Source organism: Undibacterium sp. Ji42W, from assembly GCF_049340405.1.
In the GTDB taxonomy this organism is placed as follows: domain Bacteria; phylum Pseudomonadota; class Gammaproteobacteria; order Burkholderiales; family Burkholderiaceae_D; genus Undibacterium.
In genome coordinates this window covers 102,981-123,627 of record NZ_JBMPOV010000014.1, presented here as the reverse complement: position 1 = coordinate 123,627, position 20,647 = coordinate 102,981, and the positions used below count along the sequence as shown (strand labels likewise).

General features: G+C 51.0%; 18 protein-coding genes. 11 read left to right on the top strand and 7 right to left on the bottom strand.

The genetic code is table 11. From position 1 onward, the window contains the following. Positions 1–61: 61 nt before the first annotated feature. From gshB to ACO0LG_RS25655, 5 genes are all read right to left on the bottom strand, one after another. Entirely contained in the window at positions 62–1,006 is a 945-nt protein-coding gene (gshB, locus tag ACO0LG_RS25675; protein WP_423030799.1) for a glutathione synthase, read from the bottom strand. A 52-nt stretch (positions 1,007–1,058) separates the two neighbouring features. Next, the gene (gene gshA / locus ACO0LG_RS25670; RefSeq protein ID WP_423030797.1) at positions 1,059–2,357 is read right to left on the bottom strand and encodes a glutamate--cysteine ligase; all 1,299 of its coding nucleotides are present in this window, start codon (positions 2,355–2,357) and stop codon (positions 1,059–1,061) included. Positions 2,358–2,489: 132 nt separating this feature from the next. Next, a complete protein-coding gene (locus tag ACO0LG_RS25665; RefSeq protein ID WP_423030795.1) occupies positions 2,490–2,792 on the bottom strand; it encodes an antibiotic biosynthesis monooxygenase family protein in 303 nt (100 codons plus the stop codon). Positions 2,793–2,842: 50 nt separating this feature from the next. After that, positions 2,843–3,904 carry an AI-2E family transporter gene (locus ACO0LG_RS25660; protein WP_423030793.1) on the bottom strand — a complete coding sequence of 354 codons (1,062 nt, stop codon included), beginning with the start codon at positions 3,902–3,904 and terminating at the stop codon, positions 2,843–2,845. Continuing rightward, entirely contained in the window at positions 3,901–4,290 is a 390-nt protein-coding gene (locus tag ACO0LG_RS25655; RefSeq protein ID WP_423030791.1) for an MAPEG family protein, read from the bottom strand. Before ACO0LG_RS25655 ends, ACO0LG_RS25660 begins: the two co-directional genes overlap by 4 nt. Positions 4,291–4,571: 281 nt before the next feature. On the opposite strand from ACO0LG_RS25655, the gene ACO0LG_RS25650 reads away from it, so the two are divergent. Beyond that, positions 4,572–5,129, top strand: coding sequence for a glycine zipper 2TM domain-containing protein (locus tag ACO0LG_RS25650; RefSeq protein ID WP_423030789.1), 558 nt, complete (start codon positions 4,572–4,574; stop codon positions 5,127–5,129). 411 nt (positions 5,130–5,540) lie between these two features. Further along, positions 5,541–7,001 (top strand): sensor domain-containing diguanylate cyclase, encoded by a 1,461-nt coding sequence (locus tag ACO0LG_RS25645; RefSeq protein WP_423030787.1) that lies wholly within the window; start codon positions 5,541–5,543, stop codon positions 6,999–7,001. On the opposite strand, the gene ACO0LG_RS25640 is transcribed toward ACO0LG_RS25645, so the two are convergent. Together ACO0LG_RS25640 and ACO0LG_RS25635 are read right to left on the bottom strand one after the other, a co-directional pair. Continuing rightward, complete coding sequence (locus ACO0LG_RS25640; RefSeq protein ID WP_423030785.1) at positions 6,986–7,822, bottom strand: Rossmann-like and DUF2520 domain-containing protein; 837 nt, start codon at positions 7,820–7,822, stop codon at positions 6,986–6,988. The genes ACO0LG_RS25645 and ACO0LG_RS25640 overlap by 16 nt on opposite strands. A gap of 3 nt (positions 7,823–7,825) precedes the next feature. Continuing rightward, entirely contained in the window at positions 7,826–8,527 is a 702-nt protein-coding gene (locus tag ACO0LG_RS25635) for a Crp/Fnr family transcriptional regulator (protein ID WP_423030783.1), read from the bottom strand. 298 nt (positions 8,528–8,825) lie between these two features. Here ACO0LG_RS25635 and ACO0LG_RS25630 point away from each other — a divergent pair, with 298 nt between their 5' ends. From ACO0LG_RS25630 to ACO0LG_RS25590, 9 genes are all read left to right on the top strand, one after another. Further along, positions 8,826–10,763: an AMP-dependent synthetase/ligase gene (locus tag ACO0LG_RS25630; protein ID WP_423030781.1), complete on the top strand. Its 1,938-nt coding sequence runs from the start codon at positions 8,826–8,828 to the stop codon at positions 10,761–10,763. Between the two features lie 31 nt (positions 10,764–10,794). After that, positions 10,795–11,583 carry an ABC transporter ATP-binding protein gene (locus tag ACO0LG_RS25625; RefSeq protein WP_186955877.1) on the top strand — a complete coding sequence of 263 codons (789 nt, stop codon included), beginning with the start codon at positions 10,795–10,797 and terminating at the stop codon, positions 11,581–11,583. Between the two features lie 194 nt (positions 11,584–11,777). Then, the gene (locus ACO0LG_RS25620) at positions 11,778–12,674 is read left to right on the top strand and encodes a branched-chain amino acid ABC transporter permease (RefSeq protein ID WP_211324411.1); all 897 of its coding nucleotides are present in this window, start codon (positions 11,778–11,780) and stop codon (positions 12,672–12,674) included. A 51-nt stretch (positions 12,675–12,725) separates the two neighbouring features. Continuing rightward, positions 12,726–13,784: a branched-chain amino acid ABC transporter permease gene (locus ACO0LG_RS25615; RefSeq protein WP_423030778.1), complete on the top strand. Its 1,059-nt coding sequence runs from the start codon at positions 12,726–12,728 to the stop codon at positions 13,782–13,784. A gap of 115 nt (positions 13,785–13,899) precedes the next feature. Further along, positions 13,900–15,201: an ABC transporter substrate-binding protein gene (locus tag ACO0LG_RS25610; protein WP_423030776.1), complete on the top strand. Its 1,302-nt coding sequence runs from the start codon at positions 13,900–13,902 to the stop codon at positions 15,199–15,201. Between the two features lie 114 nt (positions 15,202–15,315). Next, entirely contained in the window at positions 15,316–16,149 is an 834-nt protein-coding gene (locus ACO0LG_RS25605; RefSeq protein WP_423030859.1) for an ABC transporter ATP-binding protein, read from the top strand. A gap of 206 nt (positions 16,150–16,355) precedes the next feature. Continuing rightward, a complete protein-coding gene (locus tag ACO0LG_RS25600; RefSeq protein WP_423030774.1) occupies positions 16,356–17,603 on the top strand; it encodes a phenylacetate--CoA ligase family protein in 1,248 nt (415 codons plus the stop codon). A gap of 224 nt (positions 17,604–17,827) precedes the next feature. Then, positions 17,828–18,286: a (2Fe-2S)-binding protein gene (locus tag ACO0LG_RS25595; protein ID WP_423030772.1), complete on the top strand. Its 459-nt coding sequence runs from the start codon at positions 17,828–17,830 to the stop codon at positions 18,284–18,286. A gap of 11 nt (positions 18,287–18,297) precedes the next feature. Continuing rightward, positions 18,298–20,541: a molybdopterin cofactor-binding domain-containing protein gene (locus ACO0LG_RS25590; RefSeq protein ID WP_423030770.1), complete on the top strand. Its 2,244-nt coding sequence runs from the start codon at positions 18,298–18,300 to the stop codon at positions 20,539–20,541. Positions 20,542–20,647 lie beyond the last annotated feature (106 nt).

Below are 20,647 nucleotides of genomic sequence, written 5' to 3'. Positions count from 1 at the left end.
TTGTGGCGGCCAGCGCTGGCCGTCCTCTTTCATTTATTTAAACTACAAATTCAGTTGCAAATTAAGCTGCAATGGCGGCTTCCAGTGCATCAATGAACATGCCAGCAACATTGAAGCCTTTTTGCTGGGTGATTTCCTGGAAACAGGTGGGGCTGGTGACGTTGACTTCTGTCAAATTCGCGCCAATAACATCTAATCCTACCAGCAACAGGCCTCTTTGATAAAGTTCAGGTGCCAAAGTCTGTGCAATCTCAAGATCACGGGCAGACAAGTCTTGCGCCACACCCAGGCCACCAGCGGCCAGGTTGCCCCTGACTTCACCGTTTTGCGGAATACGCGCCAGGGAAAACGGCACGACCTTGCCACCGATGAGCAATATCCTTTTGTCACCATGGACAATTTCAGGGATATAGCGCTGCACCATGATGGTACGGCTGCCATTCACTGTCAAAGTTTCAATGACAGAACCCAGGTTCATGCCATCTTCACGGATGCGGAAAATACCGGTCCCGCCCATGCCATCGAGTGGCTTGAGAATAATGTCCTGGTGTTCTCTATGGAAAGCGCGGATGCGTTGCTCATCGCGCGTCACCAGTGTCGGTGCCGTAAACTGGCTGAACTGGGCAATGCTGAGCTTTTCATTATGATTGCGGATGGCTGCGGGTTTATTGAATACCTTAGCGCCCTGCTGCTCTGCGAGTTCCAGCAAATAAGTCGCGTAGATATATTCCATATCAAATGGCGGGTCTTTGCGCTGCAGTACCGCATCGAAAGTACTCAAGGGTAATGACGCAGGCTCAGACAACCTGAACCAGTCCTGGCTATCGCCGGTCAATGTAATACGGCTGATATTGGCTATCACTTTGCCGCTGTCCAGCGCAATATCGTCAGGACCAAAGGCGTAGATCGCGTAACCGCGCTTGTCTGCCTCCACCATCATGGCGTAAGTGGAATCTTTATACGTCTTGAATTGTGACAGCGGGTCGGTCAGGAAAGCAATTTTCATGAATGTACTCAATACTCTTGGCTAAATAATAATTTGGTTGCTGATTTGATATTCAATAAACCTCAGGATTTGGATCAGTTTTTTCCAGTTCCAGTGACGCTGCCAGCAAAGCCAGGCGCGCCACTACACCATACATGTAAAAACGATTTGGTGCTGCCGTGCCAGGTTTTGCTTTCATGTCCGGCACCGCATGTTGCTGGGCAAAAGCCAACGGCACGAAATGCATGCCAGGTGCGTTCAGGTTTTCATCCACACCTCGGTCTTCATGCACGCGGTAGAAACCACCGACGACATAACGGTCTATCATGTACACCACAGGCTCCGCCACGGATTCATTGATTTGCTCAAAGGAATATACGCCTTCCTGCACGATGACGTCCCTGACTTCCATGCCGTCCTTGATGACCGACATCTTGTTGCGTTGCTTGCGGTTGAGGTCACGCACTTCGCTGGAATCATGCACCGTCATGATGCCCATGCCATAAGTCCCAGCATCCGCCTTGACGATGACAAAAGGTTTTTCCTTGATGCCGTATTCCTTGTATTTCTTGCGTATCTTGGCGAGGATGGTATCGACTGCGGCCACCAGCGTATCTTCCCCAGTGCGGTCATGGAAATTAACATCTTTGCACTTGATAAAGAAAGGGTTCAGCATCCAGGGGTCGATGTCCACCATCTTGGCAAACTTCTTGACTACTTCATCATAGGCATGAAAGTGATTGCTCTTGCGGCGTAAAGCCCAGCCGGCATGCAGCGGGGGCAGCAAGGTTTGCTCGTTGATGTCTTCCAGTATTGCCGGTATGCCCGCTGACAAATCATTGTTCAGCAAGATCGTGCAAGGATCGAAATTCTTCAGGCCCAGGCGGCGGCCATTGGCAGAACGCTCCAATGGTTCAAGTATCAACTGGCTGCCATCTGGCAAATCTATAGGAGTTGGTTCGGTGATATCCGCTGACAGCGAACCCAGACGCACATTCAGGCCAGTCTGGCGGAAAATCTGCATCATGCGTGCAATGTTTTGTAAATAAAACACATTACGGGTATGGCTTTCAGGGATGACCAAAAGATTTTTAGCATCCGGGCAATACTTTTCTATCGCCGCCATCGCCGCTTGCACGGCCAGTGGCAACATCTCTGATGCCAGGTTATTAAAACCGCCAGGAAATAAATTGGTGTCAACCGGTGCCAGTTTGAAACCGGCATTGCGCAGATCAACTGAGCAATAAAATGGCGGCGTATGCTCCTGCCATTCAAGACGGAACCAGCGTTCTATCGCAGGTGTCGCTTCTAATATCTTTTTTTCAAGATCGAGCAGGGGGCCGTTGAGAGCGGTGACGAGATGCGGAACCATAATGACCTTTTGGAGAGCAAGCTATTGCCAAAAATGAACGCCGACCTCAGCGCCACAGGCAAATCATGACTTGATAAGCTTGGGATGAAATGCCCGTAATCAAGTCGGAATTATCCCAGGCCACACAAAAAATCACGCAGACTTGGCTAAAAGATCAAAATGTTCAACCACAGGGGCACTGGCAAAATAAGGACCGACGATAGCACGCCATTCTGCAAACGCCGCAGATTCACGAAAATCAACGGTATGATTTTCCAGCGTTGCCCAATAGATCATGAGCAGGTAACGTTCTGGCGACTCTATCCCTTTTTGTACCTTGAAACCGAGAAAACCCTGGGCATGACGTATCACTTCATCAAGACCACGTTGTATGGCGACATCAAACTCGGCTTGCTTGCCAGCTTGTATGCGTAAATCAGCTAACTCCAAAATCATATTGACCTCTTTGAAATGAAAAAATAGCTACTTTGCTTCTGCATCAACTTTTAAACCAAACCCCGGTCACTCAGCTCTTTCTTGATATAAGCATAAAACACCGGCGCCGCAACCACACCTGGGACACCGAACAAGGTTTCCATGACGAGGATGGCAGTCAGCAATTCCCAGGCCCTGGCATTCACCTGCGCGCCAATGATGCGTGCATTCAAAAAGTATTCTGCCTTATGGATCACAATCATGAATACCAGGGAGGCAATGGCCACATTCAGTGATTGCGATAAACCCACGATCACAATCACGGTATTGGAAATGATATTACCTGCGACAGGAATCAAACCTGCAAGGAAGGTAATGGCGATCATGGTCTTGGTCAGTGGCAGATGGACGCCAGCCATAGGCAGGATGGCAGCCAGGTAAATGGCCGTAAACACGGTATTGATAAGGGAAATCTGCACTTGGGCAAACACGATCTTGTGAAAGATCTGGCTCAGATTACTGATTCTGCTCAACATGGCGGCAGCAAAGGGTTTGTGGTTACTGTCACCAGTAACATCACGCAGGGCAACCATGCTGCCTATGATCATACCGAGCAACAGGTGTACGATAAGATGGCCTGCTTCCGGCACTATCTGCTTGGCCTCGCCAGCATGTTCGCGCAGCCAGTGCGTCATCATCTCTCTTAAGGATTCAACATCTTCCGGCAGGTTAGTACTTACCCACTCAGGCAGTTGATGGCGCGAAGCTTCAATGATATCTGCCAGCCTTTGCAGCAGGTTTTGCAGGTTCCCGGCATCACTGCGCAAGAAAGCATGGATGCCCCAGCCTATCAGGATCAGGCCAGTAATCAGGATAAAGGATAAAAACACCACAGCAATCATGCGCGGCTGCTTGTGCCTGAAACGCAGGGCGATGGCCGGTGCCAGCACATGGATAATGGAAAACACCAGCAAACCAGAAAACAGCGCCACCAGCAAACCTGCCTTTAATACCAGCAGCAAGGCGATACCCATCAGGATATATGAGGCATACGCGGACGGTGTGAGCGCTTGATGAGCTTGACCAGGCACATTGGCAGCACGGGCAGAACTGGAAAGAATTTTATCTTTCATTTCAACACTCCAATCAAACCAGCCACCGTGCCCAGCGACAGCGCAACTGCGGCCAGGCCAGAAATCAGAAAACCCGTGGAACGCTTGCCAGCCTCTTGCAGATAAGCCCGTGCATACATGATGCGCCCGACCAGCCATACCAGGCCCAGGGACGCTGCCAGTATGTCGCTAGCCCACATCGCGCATAACCACAGTGCCGGGAAGAAAAAAACCATTTGCTCTACCGTATTGCCCTGCACTCTTACCGCCCGCAAAAATTCTGGCGGGCCATCCATCACCGGTGCCTTGACCCCCAGCTTCATGCGCAAGCGCCCTACTGTCATCACATTCCAGACATACATGCAGAGTACTGCAAGCGTTAACCAGGATGTCCATTGCAAGTGCATAAATTCTCCAGTAGAGGGTATGTATAGGGGGAATGCAAGCAGCATAGATGAGGCCAATGGTGTAAAGTACAAGAATACAATACCAAAAGTACCTTGAAACAGACACTTACATTTTCATGTCTTCTATTTTTATGGTCAGGGCGTTATATACACACTAGCAAGAGACTATCACAGGACATACAGAGAATTACCAGAACCCAGCTGCCCGTTTTTGCCAGTTTGACAAATTCAGAGGCCAAGGCAATGTTGATCACATGATCCAAACCGAAAGAGGTAAAAAAATGACATTCACAAAATTCTCCATGGCTGCATCCATATTGGCATTTTCTGCCACTGCCCTGGTTCCTGCTGCCCATGCTGCCGACTTTGATGATTATGCCCGCGTTGTCAGCGTCACCCCGCAAGTTGAGCAAGTCAATGTGCCGCGCCAGGAATGCCGTACCGAATATGAAACCAGCCAGCGCAATTATCCACGCCAGCAACAGGCAGAACGCAGCAATGGCGGTGCCATCATCGGTGGTCTGGCCGGTGGTTTGCTGGGCAGCCAGGTAGGTGGCGGCAATGGCCGTATTGCTGCGGCTGCCGTTGGTGCAGTGACTGGTGCCATCGTCGGTGACCGTGTCGATAATAATGGCAATAACGGCAATAACTACAATAATAATCAGCCTGTCTATGAAAGCCGCCCTGTGCGCCAGTGCCGCAATATTGATAGCTGGGAAACCCGTACCAATGGCTATGCCGTGACCTATGAGTACCATAACCGTACTTATACTTCTGTCATGCCTTATGATCCAGGTTCACGCCTGCGTATCCATGTATCTTTGACGCCACGCCCTTAAAACCTGCTTACGATCTTACTGCGCGTGCGTGATCCGGGGCTCATGCGCTGCTCAAAATGCTCATGTACTCAAGTACATTCCGCTTTTTGCGCTGCGTTTTGTCACACTTACCCCGCTGACGCCCGCTCGCTACAGATCGCAAACAGGTTTAGCTCTGTCATTCTTACTGCATTAATGCCGCTAAATACCACTTTTAGCGGCATTTTTTATTTCCCGCCTGTGAATTAAATCACAACACTCCTTAAAAAACGCACACACTGCATGAAACATCATGCAATATCATCTGATTGTGCTCAAAACTACTGCAAGACACAGTCGTTTGCCTCGAAAATGACCAGAATCAGCATAGGTTTATAGTATTATCTTGCGGCAAACCTCACGCTCATGCTCCGTCTATCATTCATGCAAATAATGTTAAAAAAATACGGTCTGCTGGTATGGCTATCTCTGATCCTGATTGCAGGGTTTGTCTCCACGACCGTGGCATCTTTTGTGGTCTCCCGCGATGCCATACAACAAGGCATTTCCGAGCAAACCCTGCCCATTACTGGTGACAATGTCTATTCTGAAATCCAGAAAGATATATTACGCCCGGTTTTTGTGTCATCCCAAATGGCGCATGACACTTTTTTGCGTGACTGGATCATCAATGGTGAAGAAGACAAAGACCAGATCATCAAGTATCTGAAAGAAATCAAGCAAAAAAACCACGCGATTTCCAGCTTTCTGATATCTGACCATACCCGCAATTATTATCATGCTGACGGTGTGCTGAAAACCATCAGCGATACTGATCCGCGCGATCAGTGGTTCTTCCGGGTACGCGGCCTGAAAAGCGATTATGAAACCAATGTCGATATAGACATGGCCAATCGCGACACCATGACCATCTTCATCAATTACCGCATCCTAGATTATTCAGGCAAATTCATCGGTGTCACTGGCATAGGCATGACGCTGGACACCATGAAAAACCTGATAGACAGTTATCAGACCCGCTTTCGGAGGAATATCTTTTTCGTCGACCAGAAAGGCAATATTGCCCTGGCTGGCAATAACATGAAAAAGATACGCAGCAACCTGAGTGTCATGCCGGGCCTGGGCAACCTCGCACCGCAAATCCTGGCTAACCGCAAGAGTGAATCCCAGCATCTGGAATACAAGAGCGAGAATGAAACCATCCTCGTCAATGCCCGCTTCATCCCCGAGCTGGGCTGGTATTTGCTGGTAGAGCAGGAAATGGGTGGGGAGATCAAACCCCTGCAAAATATTTTCCTCATCAATATCGCGATCAGCGCTGGCATTACTCTGATCATTTTGGTGATCTTGCTGCTCACTGTAAGACGTTATCAAAAGCGCCTGGAAAAATCCGCTTCCACCGACACCCTGACTAATTTGCTGAACCGCCAGGCCTTTGACTTTGTCTTCCAGCAAGCCCTGCTAGATAGCGAACGCTCCCGCCAGCCTATGTGCGTGATCTTGCTGGATATCGATTTCTTCAAGAAAGTGAATGACAAACAAGGCCATCTGGTGGGCGACCATGTACTCAAGGAAATCTCTCAGATATCCAAACGCTCGCTACGCGAAAGCGACATCATCTGCCGTTGGGGTGGTGAAGAATTTTTGATCTTGCTGAAAAACTGTACGCTGGAAAAAGCTACTTCAATAGCCGAGAACCTGCGCAATACCATCGCCAACAATGACTTCTCGCGCACCACTGACCTGACACGTACCCGTCTGTCGATCACCGTCAGCATGGGTGTGGCTGAATGCAAGGATAAGGAAAGCGAAGCCAGCGTCTTTGAACGTGCAGACCTGGCGTTGTACCAAGCCAAGGAAAATGGCCGCAACAGCGTTTACTTCTCTGAATGAGAATTTCGTGCAGCCGCCAGGTCTATGGTCGGCTGCGTAAATGCCTGATACAAGTCGCCTGCCTGCTGATCCCAATTAATGAGCCTGCTTTGCTGTAAAGCGACTGTCTGCATATCACCTCGCGCAATAGGGCCAGTCAGCGCTGCCTGCGTGCCAAGGGCGAAGACGTTTTCCAGCGACTGCCTTGCCAATGGTGCCGCCATCTTTTGAGCGATCTCTGCTGGTATGCCCGCCGCCTGGTAAGTGCGCAAGGCGACGTCCATCAGTGTCACCAGATAATTGCTGGCAAACACAGAGCCTGCGTGATACAGCAATTTATTATCTGCCTGAATAATCACTGTCTCTGCACCTATGGCCTGCAAAACAGGCAGCAATACAGCCAGCGCAGCCTCGTCGCCTTCCAGGCTGCATATCGTACTGGCGAAATGTTCCGCCAGCAGATCGACATTGGCAAAACTGCGTACAGGATGGACGCTGGCGACTGCTGCACCTACCAGTCTGGCAGACTGTAACTCTGTCGATGCCTTGGCACCACTGCAATGGAAAATAACGCTACCTGCCTTTAGCAAACCGGCTTTCGCAAGTTGCTGGCAAACGCTGGCAATCTGGTCATCACTGACAGTCAGCATGGTGATATCCGCGGCTTGCAGTTGTGCGATATCATCCACAGCCTGCCCAGCACCCAACCAGCTTACTGCATTGCTGGCACTGCAAAGCGTGCGGTTCAACACCTGCTGTATGGCAAACTGTTGCTGGCGCTGGAAATTCCTGCCCAGCACCTTGCCGACTTTACCGGCACCAATGATATTCAGGGTCCTCATGCTTCATTCATCCGGGAAACGGCGCAGGCCTTCAAGATCAAGTATGGTGATGCCACCATAATCCACACTCAGCAATTTTTTCTTTTCCAGCAGTTGCAGTGCCTGGTTGGCACGCTGGCGCGAGACGCTGGAGATATAACCGATTTCTTCCTGCGATATCTGGATTTGCATACTGCTGCCATCCCTCAAACCAGGGTTAAGATAAGGGTGGAACATGGCTGCCAGGCAACGGGCGACGCGGGTGTCAGGATCAAGCATGCGGTCGTATTCAACCAGTGATATAAACAGTCCCAGACGCTCGTTCAACTGATGCAAGAGAAAACGGTTAAATGGGATGCTGTTATCCAGCAGGTGCGTAAAAGTAGTACGCGGCATATAGGCAACGCGGGTATCACGCAATGCCACCACATCATAACGGCGCAACTCAGTTTTCAATAACGAGCCTTCACCAAACCAGCCGCCCGCCAGCATGCAACTGAAAGTCACCGTCTTGCCATCCGGTGAAATGCTGCTCATCTTCAGGAAACCTTCAATCACACCCATCCAGTGCTCTACCGGATCGCCCTTGCGACAGACATAGCCGCCTGCCGGAATGAAGCGTTCAACGACTTCGTCTTCCACTTTTTGCATGTGTTCTGGCGACAGCATGCTGGCCCACAAGGACTTGGCAAACCGCTCTTTCGGGTCGCTGATTTTTTTTGTCATATTTGTGCAACGCACCACAGATAATTGGGTCAAATTTTCAGATTGTCGGTCGAATGACAACCGCCGGCGCATGAAGGGTCTACTATTCCCATCAACAAAAAGAATTACGGAGACATTGTAAGCGACTTGCCCATTACAGCGAAGACTGTAGGCATTCCAAGGCAATTCATTGCAGCATGCCACTACAATACCTACCGTAAAAAGTCCCTCTGCGCAGACATCGTAAGTAAGCAGTAAGGACGCATCAGGACACTCACAATAGAATAAGCCCCATAAATGACAGGCTAGTGGTGGAGACATGAATCAAAAAGAAGCAGCGAATTCGACTTTTCCCAGGTTGCTATTGCAGCATGGGAAAACACGGCCGCAACATCCGGCCTTCCGCGAAAAAGACCTTGGTATCTGGCAAACCTGGAACTGGCAGCAAGTCAATGCAGAAGTGCGCGCCCTGGCCTGCGGCCTGGCGGCGCAAGGCTTTAAACGTGGCATGAACCTCGCCATCATCGGTGACAACCGCCCACGCCTGTACTGGGCCATGGCTGCCGCACAATGCCTGGGTGGCATACCTGTGCCCTTGTATCAGGATGCGCCAGCTGCCGACATGGCCTATGTATTGGAAAATGCAGAAATCGTCTTCGCTATCGTCGAAGATCAGGAACAAGTTGATAAGCTGCTCGACATCAAACAACAGTATGCAGGTATACAACATATCGCCTTTGATGATGATCGTGGCATGCGCCATTATCGCCAGCCAGAGTTGACATCCTATGCTGCCCTGCAGGAGCTGGGGCGTGCTTTTGATATCACCCATCCTGATTTTTTCATGAAAGAAGTAGAGCTTGGCCAGCCAGATGACACGGCTGTCATGCTGTACACCTCAGGCACCACAGGCAAGCCCAAGGGCGTCTGCCAGTCACACCGTTCCTTCATGACTGCGGCAATGGGCGGCATGGAATTTGACCAGCTCACGGCAAAGGAAGATATCCTGTCTTACCTGCCCATGGCATGGGTGGGTGACCACCTGTTTTCCTTCGCCCAGGCGATGGCTGTGGGTTTTACAGTGAATTGCCCTGAGTCCAGCGAAACTGTCATGACGGACTTGCGCGAAGTCGGCCCCACTTATTATTTCGCCCCACCACGCGTGTTTGAAAATATGCTGACCACAGTCATGATACGCATGGAAGATGCAGGCAGCATCAAGCGCAAACTGTTTGCCCATTTCATGGACCTGGCACGTCGTGTCGGTTCTGACATTCTTGATGGCAAAACCGTCAGCGGCATGGACCGTTTGCAATATGCACTAGGCAATCTGTTGATTTATGGCCCGCTGAAAAATGTACTTGGTTTGTCACGCGTACGCGTCGCCTACACTGCCGGTGCCGCCATCGGCCCTGACCTGTTCCGTTTCTATCGTTCCATCGGTGTCAACCTCAAGCAGTTATATGGTTCTACTGAAACCTGTGCCTATGTCTGCCTGCAGCCGGACGGCAAGATCAAGTTTGATAGCGTAGGTGCCGCCGCGCCTGGTGTTGAAGTAAAACTGGCAGAGAATGGTGAAGTACTGGTCAGGTCAGATGCCATGCTGACAGGCTACTACAAACGCCCCGATGCAACAGCAGAAGTCATGGACGAACAGGGTTATTTCCACACTGGTGACGCGGGCGTCTTTGACCAGGATGGACATCTGAGAATCATCGACCGCGCAGCCGATGTAGGCAAGATGAACCAGGGCGATATCTTCGCGCCCAACTACATAGAAAACAAACTCAAGTTCTTCCCCTTCATCAAGGAAGCCGTGGCCTTTGGTCATGAACGCGATACCGTCTGTGCCTTCATCAATATCGATATGGAAGCAGTCGGCAACTGGTCAGAAAGACGCGGCATTGCTTATTCTGGCTACACCGATCTGGCAGCCAAGGCAGAGACGTACCAACTGATACTGTCGTGCATCGAAAAAGTCAATGCTGATCTCGCCAGCGAAGACTTGATGGCAGGCACACAGATACATCGCTTCCTGGTGCTGCACAAAGAACTCGATCCCGATGATGATGAGCTGACCCGTACCCGCAAGGTCAGACGCAAATTCATCGCTGAAAAATATGCCGTATTGATAGAAGCCCTGTATTCAGACAAGCGTACACAATTCATAGAAACCCTGGTCAAGTTTGAAGATGGCCGCCAGGGCAAGGTCAGTGCCGATTTGCATATCAGCGATGTCAAAACATTTTCTGCCTAAAAGCTGGCTGCATAAGAAGGACTAAGAAAAAATGGCAGATAACAGAAAAATCGGTGAAGTCATCCTGGACTTGCAAAACATCTCCTTGGCCTTTGGCGGTGTCAAGGCTTTGACGAATATTTCCTTCAACGTCAGGGAACATGAAATACGCGCCATCATAGGCCCCAACGGCGCTGGCAAAAGCTCGATGCTGAATGTCATCAATGGCGTATATCGCCCACAACAAGGTGATATCACTTATCGCGGCCAGCATCGCAAGGACATGAATACCTATGCGGCAGCAAAAAGCGGTATCGCCCGTACCTTCCAAAACATCGCTTTGTTCAAAGGCATGAGCGTGCTTGACAACATCATGACGGGCCGCAACCTGAAAATGAAAAGCAATTTCCTCATGCAGGCCTTGTACTGGGGCCCTGCGCAAAAAGAAGAAATTGCCCACCGTGAAAAGGTGGAAGAGATTATCGATTTCCTGGAAATCCAGCATATACGCAAGATACCGGTAGGCCGTCTTTCTTATGGTTTGCAAAAACGTGTGGAACTGGGGCGTGCGCTGGCAGCTGAACCAGAAATTTTGTTGCTCGATGAACCCATGGCTGGCATGAACGTAGAAGAAAAACAGGACATGAGCCGCTTCATTCTCGATGTCAATGATCAACTGGGCACCACCATCGTTTTGATCGAACATGATATGGGTGTGGTGATGGATATCTCAGACCGCGTGGTCGTACTCGATTACGGCAAGAAAATCGGTGACGGCACACCTGCGGAAGTGTTGGCTAATCAGGAAGTGATCAATGCCTATCTTGGTGTGGCGCATTGAAGATCGAAATCTTTAAAACCATTAACCACAGAGACACGGAGACACAGAGAAAAGCATTGAGAAAATCAAAGACTGAATGTGAGAGGCATTTCTCATGTTTTTCCTCTGTGTCTCTGTGCCTCTGTGTTGAGAGGTCTTCTTTGATCACCCCAGTCATTCGCGCAAGTTGATGTGAACAAGAGGTTGAAATGAATATTAGTTTTTTCTTTGAAGTGTTTATCGGTGGCTTGTTGTCCGGTGTCATGTATGCGCTGGTGGCGCTGGGTTTTGTGTTGATTTACAAAGCTTCTGGCGTCTTCAATTTCGCGCAGGGTGCAATGGTGTTTTTTGCCGCCCTGACGTGCGTAGGCCTGACCGAGAAATTTGAGATGTCACTGTGGCTGGCGATACCGCTGACTATGCTGGTGATGGTGGCACTGGGCCTGGCAATCGAACGGGTAGTATTGCGTCCATTGGTCAATCAACCTGAGATTACCCTGTTCATGGCGACCATAGGCCTAACCTTTTTTATTGAAGGCCTGGCGCAATTATTGTGGGGTTCACAACCGCACAAACTGACATTGCCTATCGACGATGTACCCATAGAATATTTTATGGAGAAGTTCAATATCCTGGTGTCGCAATTTGATGTCATTGCGGCCTTGATCTGTGCGCTGTTGGTGACTGGCCTGGCGCTGCTGTTTTCCAAAACCAAGATAGGCCGCGCCCTGCGTGCAGTGGCAGATGATCATCAGGCGGCACTGGCAGTTGGTATTCCCTTACAACAGATCTGGGGCATAGTCTGGGCGGTTGCCGGCTTTGTCGCACTGGTAGCAGGTCTGCTGTGGGGTGCGCGTAATGGTGTGCAGTTTGCACTGACCTTTGTCGCCTTGAAAGCCTTGCCGGTGTTGATACTGGGCGGCTTCACTTCTGTGCCCGGCGCAATTGTCGGTGGCCTGATTATCGGCGCATCTGAAAAACTGGCTGAAGTATATATTGGCCCGCTGGTCGGTGGTGGCATAGAGGGCTGGTTCCCTTATGTACTGGCATTGTTGTTCCTGCTGGTCAGGCCCGAAGGTTTGTTTGGTGAAAAAATCATACGCAGGATTTAATGTCCTGTAGTTCAACATAATCAAGCATCATTAGCAGCGTAGAGGAACACCATGTTCTACCGTGAAGCAGGACAATTTAAAACAAGCTATCAGGCAGATAACCAGATATTTCCGATACGGCAAGACCGTATCGGTATCGCCATTGTCCTGATAGCGGCATTCATCGCCGTACCCAATCTGGCAACGAATTACGCATTTTCCGCCATCTTCATTCCCTTCCTGATTTTCTCCCTGGCAGCACTGGGCTTGAATATCCTGACTGGCTATGCGGGGCAATTGTCACTAGGCTCTGCAGCTTTCATGGCAGTAGGTGCTTTCGCGTCTTATAACTTTGTCTTGCGCATACCCGGCATCCCGGTCTTGCTGGCTTTTGTACTGGGCGGTTTGTCAGCAGCTTTGGTGGGTATTGCCTTTGGTTTACCCTCGCTGCGCATACGGGGGTTTTACCTGGCGGCGGCGACGTTGGCAACGCAATTCTTTGTGGTCTGGTGCCTGACCAAGATACAGTGGTTTACCAATTACAGTTCCTCCGGCGTGATCACGGCACAGGAAATGGTCATACTCGGTACAGCGATCAATACCCCAGTCAAAAAATACCTGCTGACGCTGACAGTAGTCTGTGTCATGGCTATGCTGGCCAAGAATATGGTGAGATCCAACGTAGGCCGCTCATGGATGGCGGTGCGTGACATGGACGTGGCGGCAGAGGTCATAGGCTTTCGCCTCATGCGCACCAAATTGCTGGCCTTTGCAGTGTCCTCGTTTTACTGCGGCATCGCCGGTGCCCTGTATGCCTATGCCTATCTGGGTACGGTGGAACCAGAGGCCTATAACCTCGACCTGTCTTTCCGCATCCTGTTCATGATCATCATCGGTGGTGTCGGCTCCATACTTGGTTCTTTCCTGGGTTCGGCTTTCATTATCCTGCTCCCCATCGTGCTGAACCTGATTGCACACGGTTTATCTTTGCCAACCAATGTGGCATCGAATCTTGAATTGATGGTATTTGGCGCGCTGATTATTTTCTTCCTCATCGTCGAACCGCATGGTCTGGCGAGGTTGTGGCAAATCACGAAAGAAAAGCTGCGCCTCTGGCCCTTTCCGCATTGATGACAGATAAGACTAGTCAGGACAAAAAAATTAAGTTCATAATAAAGACGCTTCGCCTTCGAAGAATTTGGTAGAAAAGCGTCACGCAATACCCATCCAACCACAAGGAGACAATATGAAATTTCTGAAATCCCTGCTCATGGCCTCGGCAATTCTGGGTGCTGTCAATGCAGTCCAGGCGAATGATCAATTCATTCCCATGCTGTCGTATCGCGTCGGTCCATACGCGGCCGGCGGTTCTGGTTTTTATGGTGGTGCCATCGATTATTTCAATCTGGTCAATGCCAAAGGTGGTTTGAATGGGATCAAGATTTCCTGGGAAGAATGTGAGACTGAATACAATGCTTCGCGCGGCATCGAATGCTACGAGCGTCTGAAGAAAAACCAAGGCGGTGCATCACTGGTAGAACCACTTTCCACTGGCATCGCCTACGGCATCCTCGACCGTGTTGCAGAAGATAAAATCCCTTTGACTACGCTGGGCTATGGCCGTTCTGATGCGGCCAATGGCAAGGTCTTCCCTTACGTATTCCCGCTCATCACCAGCTACTGGAACCAGGCTGCGGCCATGACCAAATACCTGGGCGACAAGTCTGGCGGCATGGACAAACTCAAGGGCAAGAAAATCGTCCATCTGTACCATGATTCTGCTTTTGGTAAAGAACCTATCCCGGTACTGGAAGCGCAAGCCAAGCAATATGGGTTCGAGCTCATCAAGATCCCGGTTGCCCATCCCGGCAATGAACAGCAATCGCAATGGCTGCAAATCCGCCAGGCCAATCCTGATTACGTGATCCTGTGGGGCTGGGGTGTCATGAATGCAGTGGCGATCAAGACTGCGCAACGCAACGGCTATTCGCGTGAAAAGATGCTGGGCGTCTGGTGGGCGGGTTCAGAAGAAGACGCAATCCCGGCTGGTGATGCGGCAAAAGGCTATACCTCGATGACTTTCAATACACCGGGCAATTACCCAGTGCTGGATGAAATTCGCAGCAAGGTGTATGCGGCTGGCAAGGGTAATCTGGGTGACAAATCCCGCATCGGTTCTGTTTACCACATGCGCGGTGTGACTGCTGCCATCTTGTGGACAGAAGCTATCCTGAAAGCGCAGGAAAAATACGGCAAGGGCAAACTTATGACATCCGAGCAAATCCGCTGGGGCTTTGAAAACCTGAACGTGGATGAAGCACGCCAAAAAGCTTTGGGGGCGATGGGCATGTTCCCGCCGGTGAAAACTTCCTGCGAAGATCATGAAGGTTCCGGCGCTGTCAAGGTACAACAATGGACAGGTGATAAGTGGAAAGCCATCACGCCTAACTGGGTCACCGGTGACAAGGCTTTGACACGCGCCATGCTGGAAGAGTCCTCCAACAAATATGCAGCTGAGAAAAAAATTACGCCTGCCTGTTTGAAATAAAACGGAGTAAGCGAAAGTACGCCACAGCAAGCGGCGGAGGTAAAAATCCGTCGCATTGGCAATACCAATTTATTGCAAGACAAGATCATGAGCATACACAGCATTACCGCAGAAATGGCAAAAACGGAACAAGCGGCAGCTACCGATATCGCCTATCTCAGCGTCAATAATATCGAAGTTATCTACGATCATGTGATCCTGGTATTGAAAGGTATTTCCCTGCAAGTACCGCAAGGAAAAATCGTTGCCTTGCTGGGTGCCAATGGCGCAGGTAAATCAACCACGCTGAAGGCAATATCGACGCTGCTGAGAAATGAGCGTGGCGATATCACCAAGGGCGATATTACTTTCCGCGGTCAGAGGGTTGATCACCTGACGCCGAATGAACTGGTCAAGCGTGGCCTGTCGCAAGTCATGGAAGGCCGCCATTGTTTTGCGCACTTGACGGTGGAAGAAAACCTGTTGACGGGTGCCTACACGCGCAGCCTGTCACGTAGTGAACTCAAGGCCGAGCTGGAGAAGGTGTACCACTACTTTCCACGTCTGCGTGAACGCCGTCATTCCCAGGCTGGTTATACCTCGGGTGGTGAGCAGCAAATGTGTGCGATAGGACGTGCGCTGATGGCCAAGCCTTCGATGATTTTGCTCGATGAACCATCAATGGGGATCGCACCACAACTGGTGGAAGAGATTTTTGAAATCGTCAAAAGTCTGAATGTAAAAGAAAAAGTATCTTTTTTGCTGGCCGAACAAAACACCAATGTCGCCCTGCGCTATGCCGACTTTGGCTACATCCTGGAAAACGGCAGAGTCGTCATGGAAGGTGAGGCAAAAGACCTCAGCAGCAATGAAGACGTCAAGGAATTTTACCTCGGCGTCTCAGGCGCAGGCCGCAAGAGCTTCAAGGACATGAAGTTTTATAGAAGACGCAAACGCTGGCTGGCATGAGAACCTGCTTACGATCTTAAGCGCGAGCGCGGTTGTTGCTTATGTGGGGCTCATGTGCGGCTCAAAATGCTCATGTACTTAAGTACATTCCGCTTTTTGCGCTGCTCTTCACCCCGCTGACACTCGCTCGCTACAGATCGTAAACAGGTTCAAAAAAGTCTAAAAAAATGCAACAAAAAATAAATCAACCACTATAGAGCATGCTCATGAGTGACTATCTGGACGCCCTGGAAACCCGCAATCCACAAAGCCGCGAACAAGCGCTGATGAACAAGCTGCCGCAATTGATTGCCCACGCCCAGACTGCAGAAGGCTGGGGCAGGATATTGCAGGGTGTGGATGCGCACGACATCAAGAGCCGCAGCGCACTGGCGCAATTGCCGGTGACACGCAAATCGGACCTCAAGGATTTGCAAAAGGCCCTGCCGCCGTTTGGTGGCCTGAATACCACACCAGTGCGCCAGTTGGGCCATATCTTCATGTCGCCCGGCCCTATCTTTGATCCTGAAGGACGCGGCCAGGACTGGTGGCGCTTTGCCCGCCCCATGCATGCCATAGGCTTGCGGGCAGGTCATCTCTTGCAAAACTGCTTTTCCTATCATTTCACGCCTGCTGCCTTCATGGTGGAAAGTGCCGCTGCCCGCATAGGTTGCGCCGTCATCCCGGCTGGTATAGGCCAGACGGAAATGCAGGTACAGGCCATGGCTGAATTGCGGCCTGATGCCTATATAGGTACGCCCAGTTTTTTGAAGATCATCCTGGAAAAAGCGCTGGACATGGGCGCGGATATTTCCAGCGTACAGCGCGCCATTGTCGGTGCAGAAGCCCTGCCACCCTCCCTGCGCAAATGGCTGCAGGAACATGGCGTAGCCCATGTATTGCAAATCTATGCCTCTGCCGATATCGGCAATATTGCCTATGAAAGCATGACCGATGGCCAGGTTAATCCCGGCATGATACTGGATGAGGATTTGATACTCGAAATCGTGCGCCCCGGCACGGGTGATTTGGTGGCGGAAGGTGAGGTCGGTGAAGTCGTCATCACTTCCTTTAATCCTGACTACCCCCTGATACGTTTTGGTACTGGTGACATGTCGGCGATATTGCCGGACATTTCACCTTGTGGCCGTACCAACCAGCGTATCAAGGGCTGGATGGGACGAGCTGACCAGACGACCAAGGTCAAGGGCATGTTCGTCCATCCTTCGCAAGTTGCGGAGGTCGTCAAGCGTCACCAGGAAATCATCAAGGCCAGATTAGTTGTGACGGGTGAAATGGCAAACGATGTCATGCGTCTGCATTGTGAAACTGTGGCGCCTAGCCCTGTATTGCAAGCTGCGATTGTCGACAGCCTGCGTGAAGTCACCAAGTTGCGCGGCGATGTACAGTTTGTGGCGGTTGGCAGTCTGGCGAATGATGGCAAGGTCATAGACGATGCTAGAAAATATGAATAAAGCGCGCTTAGCGGGCGCTTAAGCAGACATTATTGCAAATAAAACCACGGAAAGCACCGCTTTTTCGTGGTTTTTTCGTCTCTTGCACCCAAACGCCAAAAATATTCTATAGTAGTTAAGTAAACCGAATATAGATGAACCTGCCAGCCAGATGTGCCTTCCTGTTTCCCCCGATTTTTTCCTGTTTTGACCTGCAACCACCTCACCCGATGGAGATTCGTTCCATGACTGCACTGAATATCAATAGTAAAGATCATCAGGTTGATGTTGATCCGTCCACGCCCGTGCTATGGGCCCTGCGTGACTCCCTGGGCCTGACCGGTACCAAGTTTGGCTGCGGCGCAGCATTATGCGGCGCCTGTACCGTGCACCTGAATGGCCAGGCAATACGCTCTTGCATCACGCCCATATCTTCTGTCGCTGGGCAAAAAATCACGACAATAGAAGCTATGAGCCAGGACAAGGTCGGCAAAGCCGTGCAAGCGGCCTGGATCAAGCATGATGTTGCGCAATGCGGTTACTGTCAAAGCGGCCAGATCATGAGCGCCACGGCATTGTTGAAAACCAACAAGAAACCCAGCGATGCCGACATTGACGGTGCCATGGCTGGCAATATCTGCCGATGTGGCACCTATGTACGCATCCGTGCTGCCATCCATGATGCTGCATCCACTTTGGCCTGAGGAGAATAAACATGCATTTTGAAGCCCGCCTCGATGAGATGCCACGCCATTTGCAATCCCTATTGCAATCCACGCCAGAATCAACATCTGCCGGTCTGAGCCGCCGCAGCTTTTTGAAGATGGCAACAGCCAGTGGTTTTGCCCTGGGTTGCTACCCCATGCTGGCAACAGCGCAGGATGCCGCCGCCAAAGCACCTGCGGGTCTGAAGCCGACTGAACAACCCGGTGCATTCGTACAAATAGCCAAAGATGGCACGGTTACCGTCACCTTCAACCGCCTGGAATTTGGCCAGGGTGTGCAAACCAGCCTGCCTCTGATACTGGCAGAAGAACTCGATGCCGACTGGTCCAAGGTTCAAAGCGCGAATGGTAATAATCACCCAGCCTATGTTGACCCCGCATTTGGCATGCATTTGACGGGTGGTTCAAACTCCATCGCCCACTCGTATACCCAATACCGCGAACTCGGTGCCCGCACCCGTGCGATGCTGGTGCAAGCTGCAGCCAACCAGTGGCAAGTCGATCCTGCCAGCCTGCGTACCGAAAATGGCAATGTCATCGGCCCCGGTGGCAAAAAGCTTGGCTATGGCGAGCTGGCAGACGCCGCCATGAAATTGCCAGTACCAGAAAAAGTCACACTGAAAGACCCGAAAAACTTCCGCCTCATAGGCAAACCCACAGGCCGTCTGGATGCCAAAGCCAAATCCACTGGCACCCAGGATTTTGGTATTGATACCCATTTGCCCGGCATGTTGACTGCGGTAGTAGCACGACCACCGGTATTCGGTGCCAAGATCAAGACTATTGATGACACTGCCGCCAAAGCCATCAAGGGTGTCAAGGCGGTCTTGCGCGTGCCGACAGACCGTGGTGGCGAAGGCGTGGCAATTATCGCTACCGGTTATTGGCCAGCCAAGCAGGCCCGCGATGTCCTGAAGCTGGAATGGGATACTGATGGCGTGGAAAAAGTTGACTCCATCAAAATGCTGGCTACCTATAAAGAACTGGCCAAGAAGCAAGGCGCACTGAAGTTCAATGATGATGTCTCAAAAATAGCGACAGCACCGCATAAGCTGAATGCTGAATTTGTCTTCCCCTACCTTGCCCATACACCGATGGAGCCTTTAAACTGCACGGTTGCCATGAAGGGCGACAAGGCAGATTTGTGGATGGGTACACAAATGCCTGGCCTGGATGGTTTCGCAGCAGCCAAGACCCTGGGTTTGAAACCGGAAAATATCGCAGTCCACACCCAGTATGCAGGTGGCGGTTTCGGTCGCCGCGCGATAGCCACCAGTGATTATGTGGTCGAAGCCTGCAATGTCGCCAAGGCCGCGCAAACTGCGGAGCTGGATGCCCCTATACGCACACTGTGGAGCCGTGAGGACGATGTCAAGGGTGGTTATTACCGTCCCATGCATGTGCACAAGGCAGAAATCGGTTTTGATGCGCAGGGTAATATCCTGGGTTGGGACCATGTGATCGTCGGCCAATCCATCGTCGGTGGTACGCCGTTTGAATCCATGATGGTCAAGGATGGGGTAGATATCACCGCTGTAGAAGGCATGAAAGAACCGTATGAAATGCCGATGCGTCTGTCTGTCCATCATCCCAAGATCAATGTCCCGGTTCTGTGGTGGCGCAGCGTGGGTTCTACCCATACTGCCTTTGTCATGGAAACCCTGCTCGATGAAATTGCCCAGACTACCAAGCAAGACCCAGTGGCTTACCGCCTGAAACTCATGGGTGACAAACATCCACGACATAAAGCGGCATTGCAACTGGCCGTGGAAAGGTCTGGCTATGGCAAGAAGAAATTGCCTGCTGGTCGTGCCTATGGCGTGGCTGTGCATGAATCATTCTCGTCTGTCGTCGCTTACGTGGTTGAAGCTTCCATGAAGAATGGCCAGCCCAAACTGCACAAGGTCACTGCCGGTGTTCACTGTAATCTTGCCGTCAACCCAAAAAGCGTAGAGGCGCAGGTGCAGGGTGCCGCGCTGATGGGCTTGTCCATGTGCTTGCCAGGTGCTGCCATTACGCTCAAGGATGGTGTGGTTGAGCAAAGCAACTTCAGTGATTTTGTCGTGCCACGCATTACCGATATGCCACAGATTGCCGTGCATATCGTCCCTAGTGCGGATGCACCTACCGGCATGGGTGAGCCTGGCTTGCCAGCGCTGGCTCCGGCTTTTGCGAATGCCATCGCCAGGGTCAGTGGCAAGCGTTGGCGTGAACTGCCGTACAAGCAAAGCTAACTTTTGTTACTTGTTTGCAATGCGTGTAGTAATCAGACGTAGATAGTTGTATGTTGAGGGATATCAGATTCCAGGAGTTTGATGAACTGCTGAAATTTGGTATCCC

Excerpts from the sequence above, each read along its gene's own strand:
- ACO0LG_RS25665 (WP_423030795.1), bottom strand. The coding sequence starts at position 2,792 with ATGATTTTGGAGTTAGCTGATTTACGCATACAAGCTGGCAAGCAAGCC.
- ACO0LG_RS25605 (WP_423030859.1), top strand. The coding sequence starts at position 15,316 with ATGGCAAAAACGGAACAAGCGGCAGCTACCGATATCGCCTATCTCAGC.
- gshA (WP_423030797.1), bottom strand. The coding sequence starts at position 2,357 with ATGGTTCCGCATCTCGTCACCGCTCTCAACGGCCCCCTGCTCGATCTT.
- gshB (WP_423030799.1), bottom strand. The coding sequence starts at position 1,006 with ATGAAAATTGCTTTCCTGACCGACCCGCTGTCACAATTCAAGACGTAT.
- ACO0LG_RS25630 (WP_423030781.1), top strand. The coding sequence starts at position 8,826 with ATGAATCAAAAAGAAGCAGCGAATTCGACTTTTCCCAGGTTGCTATTG.
- ACO0LG_RS25655 (WP_423030791.1), bottom strand. The coding sequence starts at position 4,290 with ATGCACTTGCAATGGACATCCTGGTTAACGCTTGCAGTACTCTGCATG.
- ACO0LG_RS25640 (WP_423030785.1), bottom strand. The coding sequence starts at position 7,822 with ATGAGGACCCTGAATATCATTGGTGCCGGTAAAGTCGGCAAGGTGCTG.
- ACO0LG_RS25615 (WP_423030778.1), top strand. The coding sequence starts at position 12,726 with ATGTTCTACCGTGAAGCAGGACAATTTAAAACAAGCTATCAGGCAGAT.
- ACO0LG_RS25595 (WP_423030772.1), top strand. The coding sequence starts at position 17,828 with ATGACTGCACTGAATATCAATAGTAAAGATCATCAGGTTGATGTTGAT.
- ACO0LG_RS25650 (WP_423030789.1), top strand. The coding sequence starts at position 4,572 with ATGACATTCACAAAATTCTCCATGGCTGCATCCATATTGGCATTTTCT.
- ACO0LG_RS25645 (WP_423030787.1), top strand. The coding sequence starts at position 5,541 with ATGTTAAAAAAATACGGTCTGCTGGTATGGCTATCTCTGATCCTGATT.
- ACO0LG_RS25590 (WP_423030770.1), top strand. The coding sequence starts at position 18,298 with ATGCATTTTGAAGCCCGCCTCGATGAGATGCCACGCCATTTGCAATCC.
- ACO0LG_RS25625 (WP_186955877.1), top strand. The coding sequence starts at position 10,795 with ATGGCAGATAACAGAAAAATCGGTGAAGTCATCCTGGACTTGCAAAAC.
- ACO0LG_RS25600 (WP_423030774.1), top strand. The coding sequence starts at position 16,356 with ATGAGTGACTATCTGGACGCCCTGGAAACCCGCAATCCACAAAGCCGC.
- ACO0LG_RS25635 (WP_423030783.1), bottom strand. The coding sequence starts at position 8,527 with ATGACAAAAAAAATCAGCGACCCGAAAGAGCGGTTTGCCAAGTCCTTG.
- ACO0LG_RS25610 (WP_423030776.1), top strand. The coding sequence starts at position 13,900 with ATGAAATTTCTGAAATCCCTGCTCATGGCCTCGGCAATTCTGGGTGCT.
- ACO0LG_RS25660 (WP_423030793.1), bottom strand. The coding sequence starts at position 3,904 with ATGAAAGATAAAATTCTTTCCAGTTCTGCCCGTGCTGCCAATGTGCCT.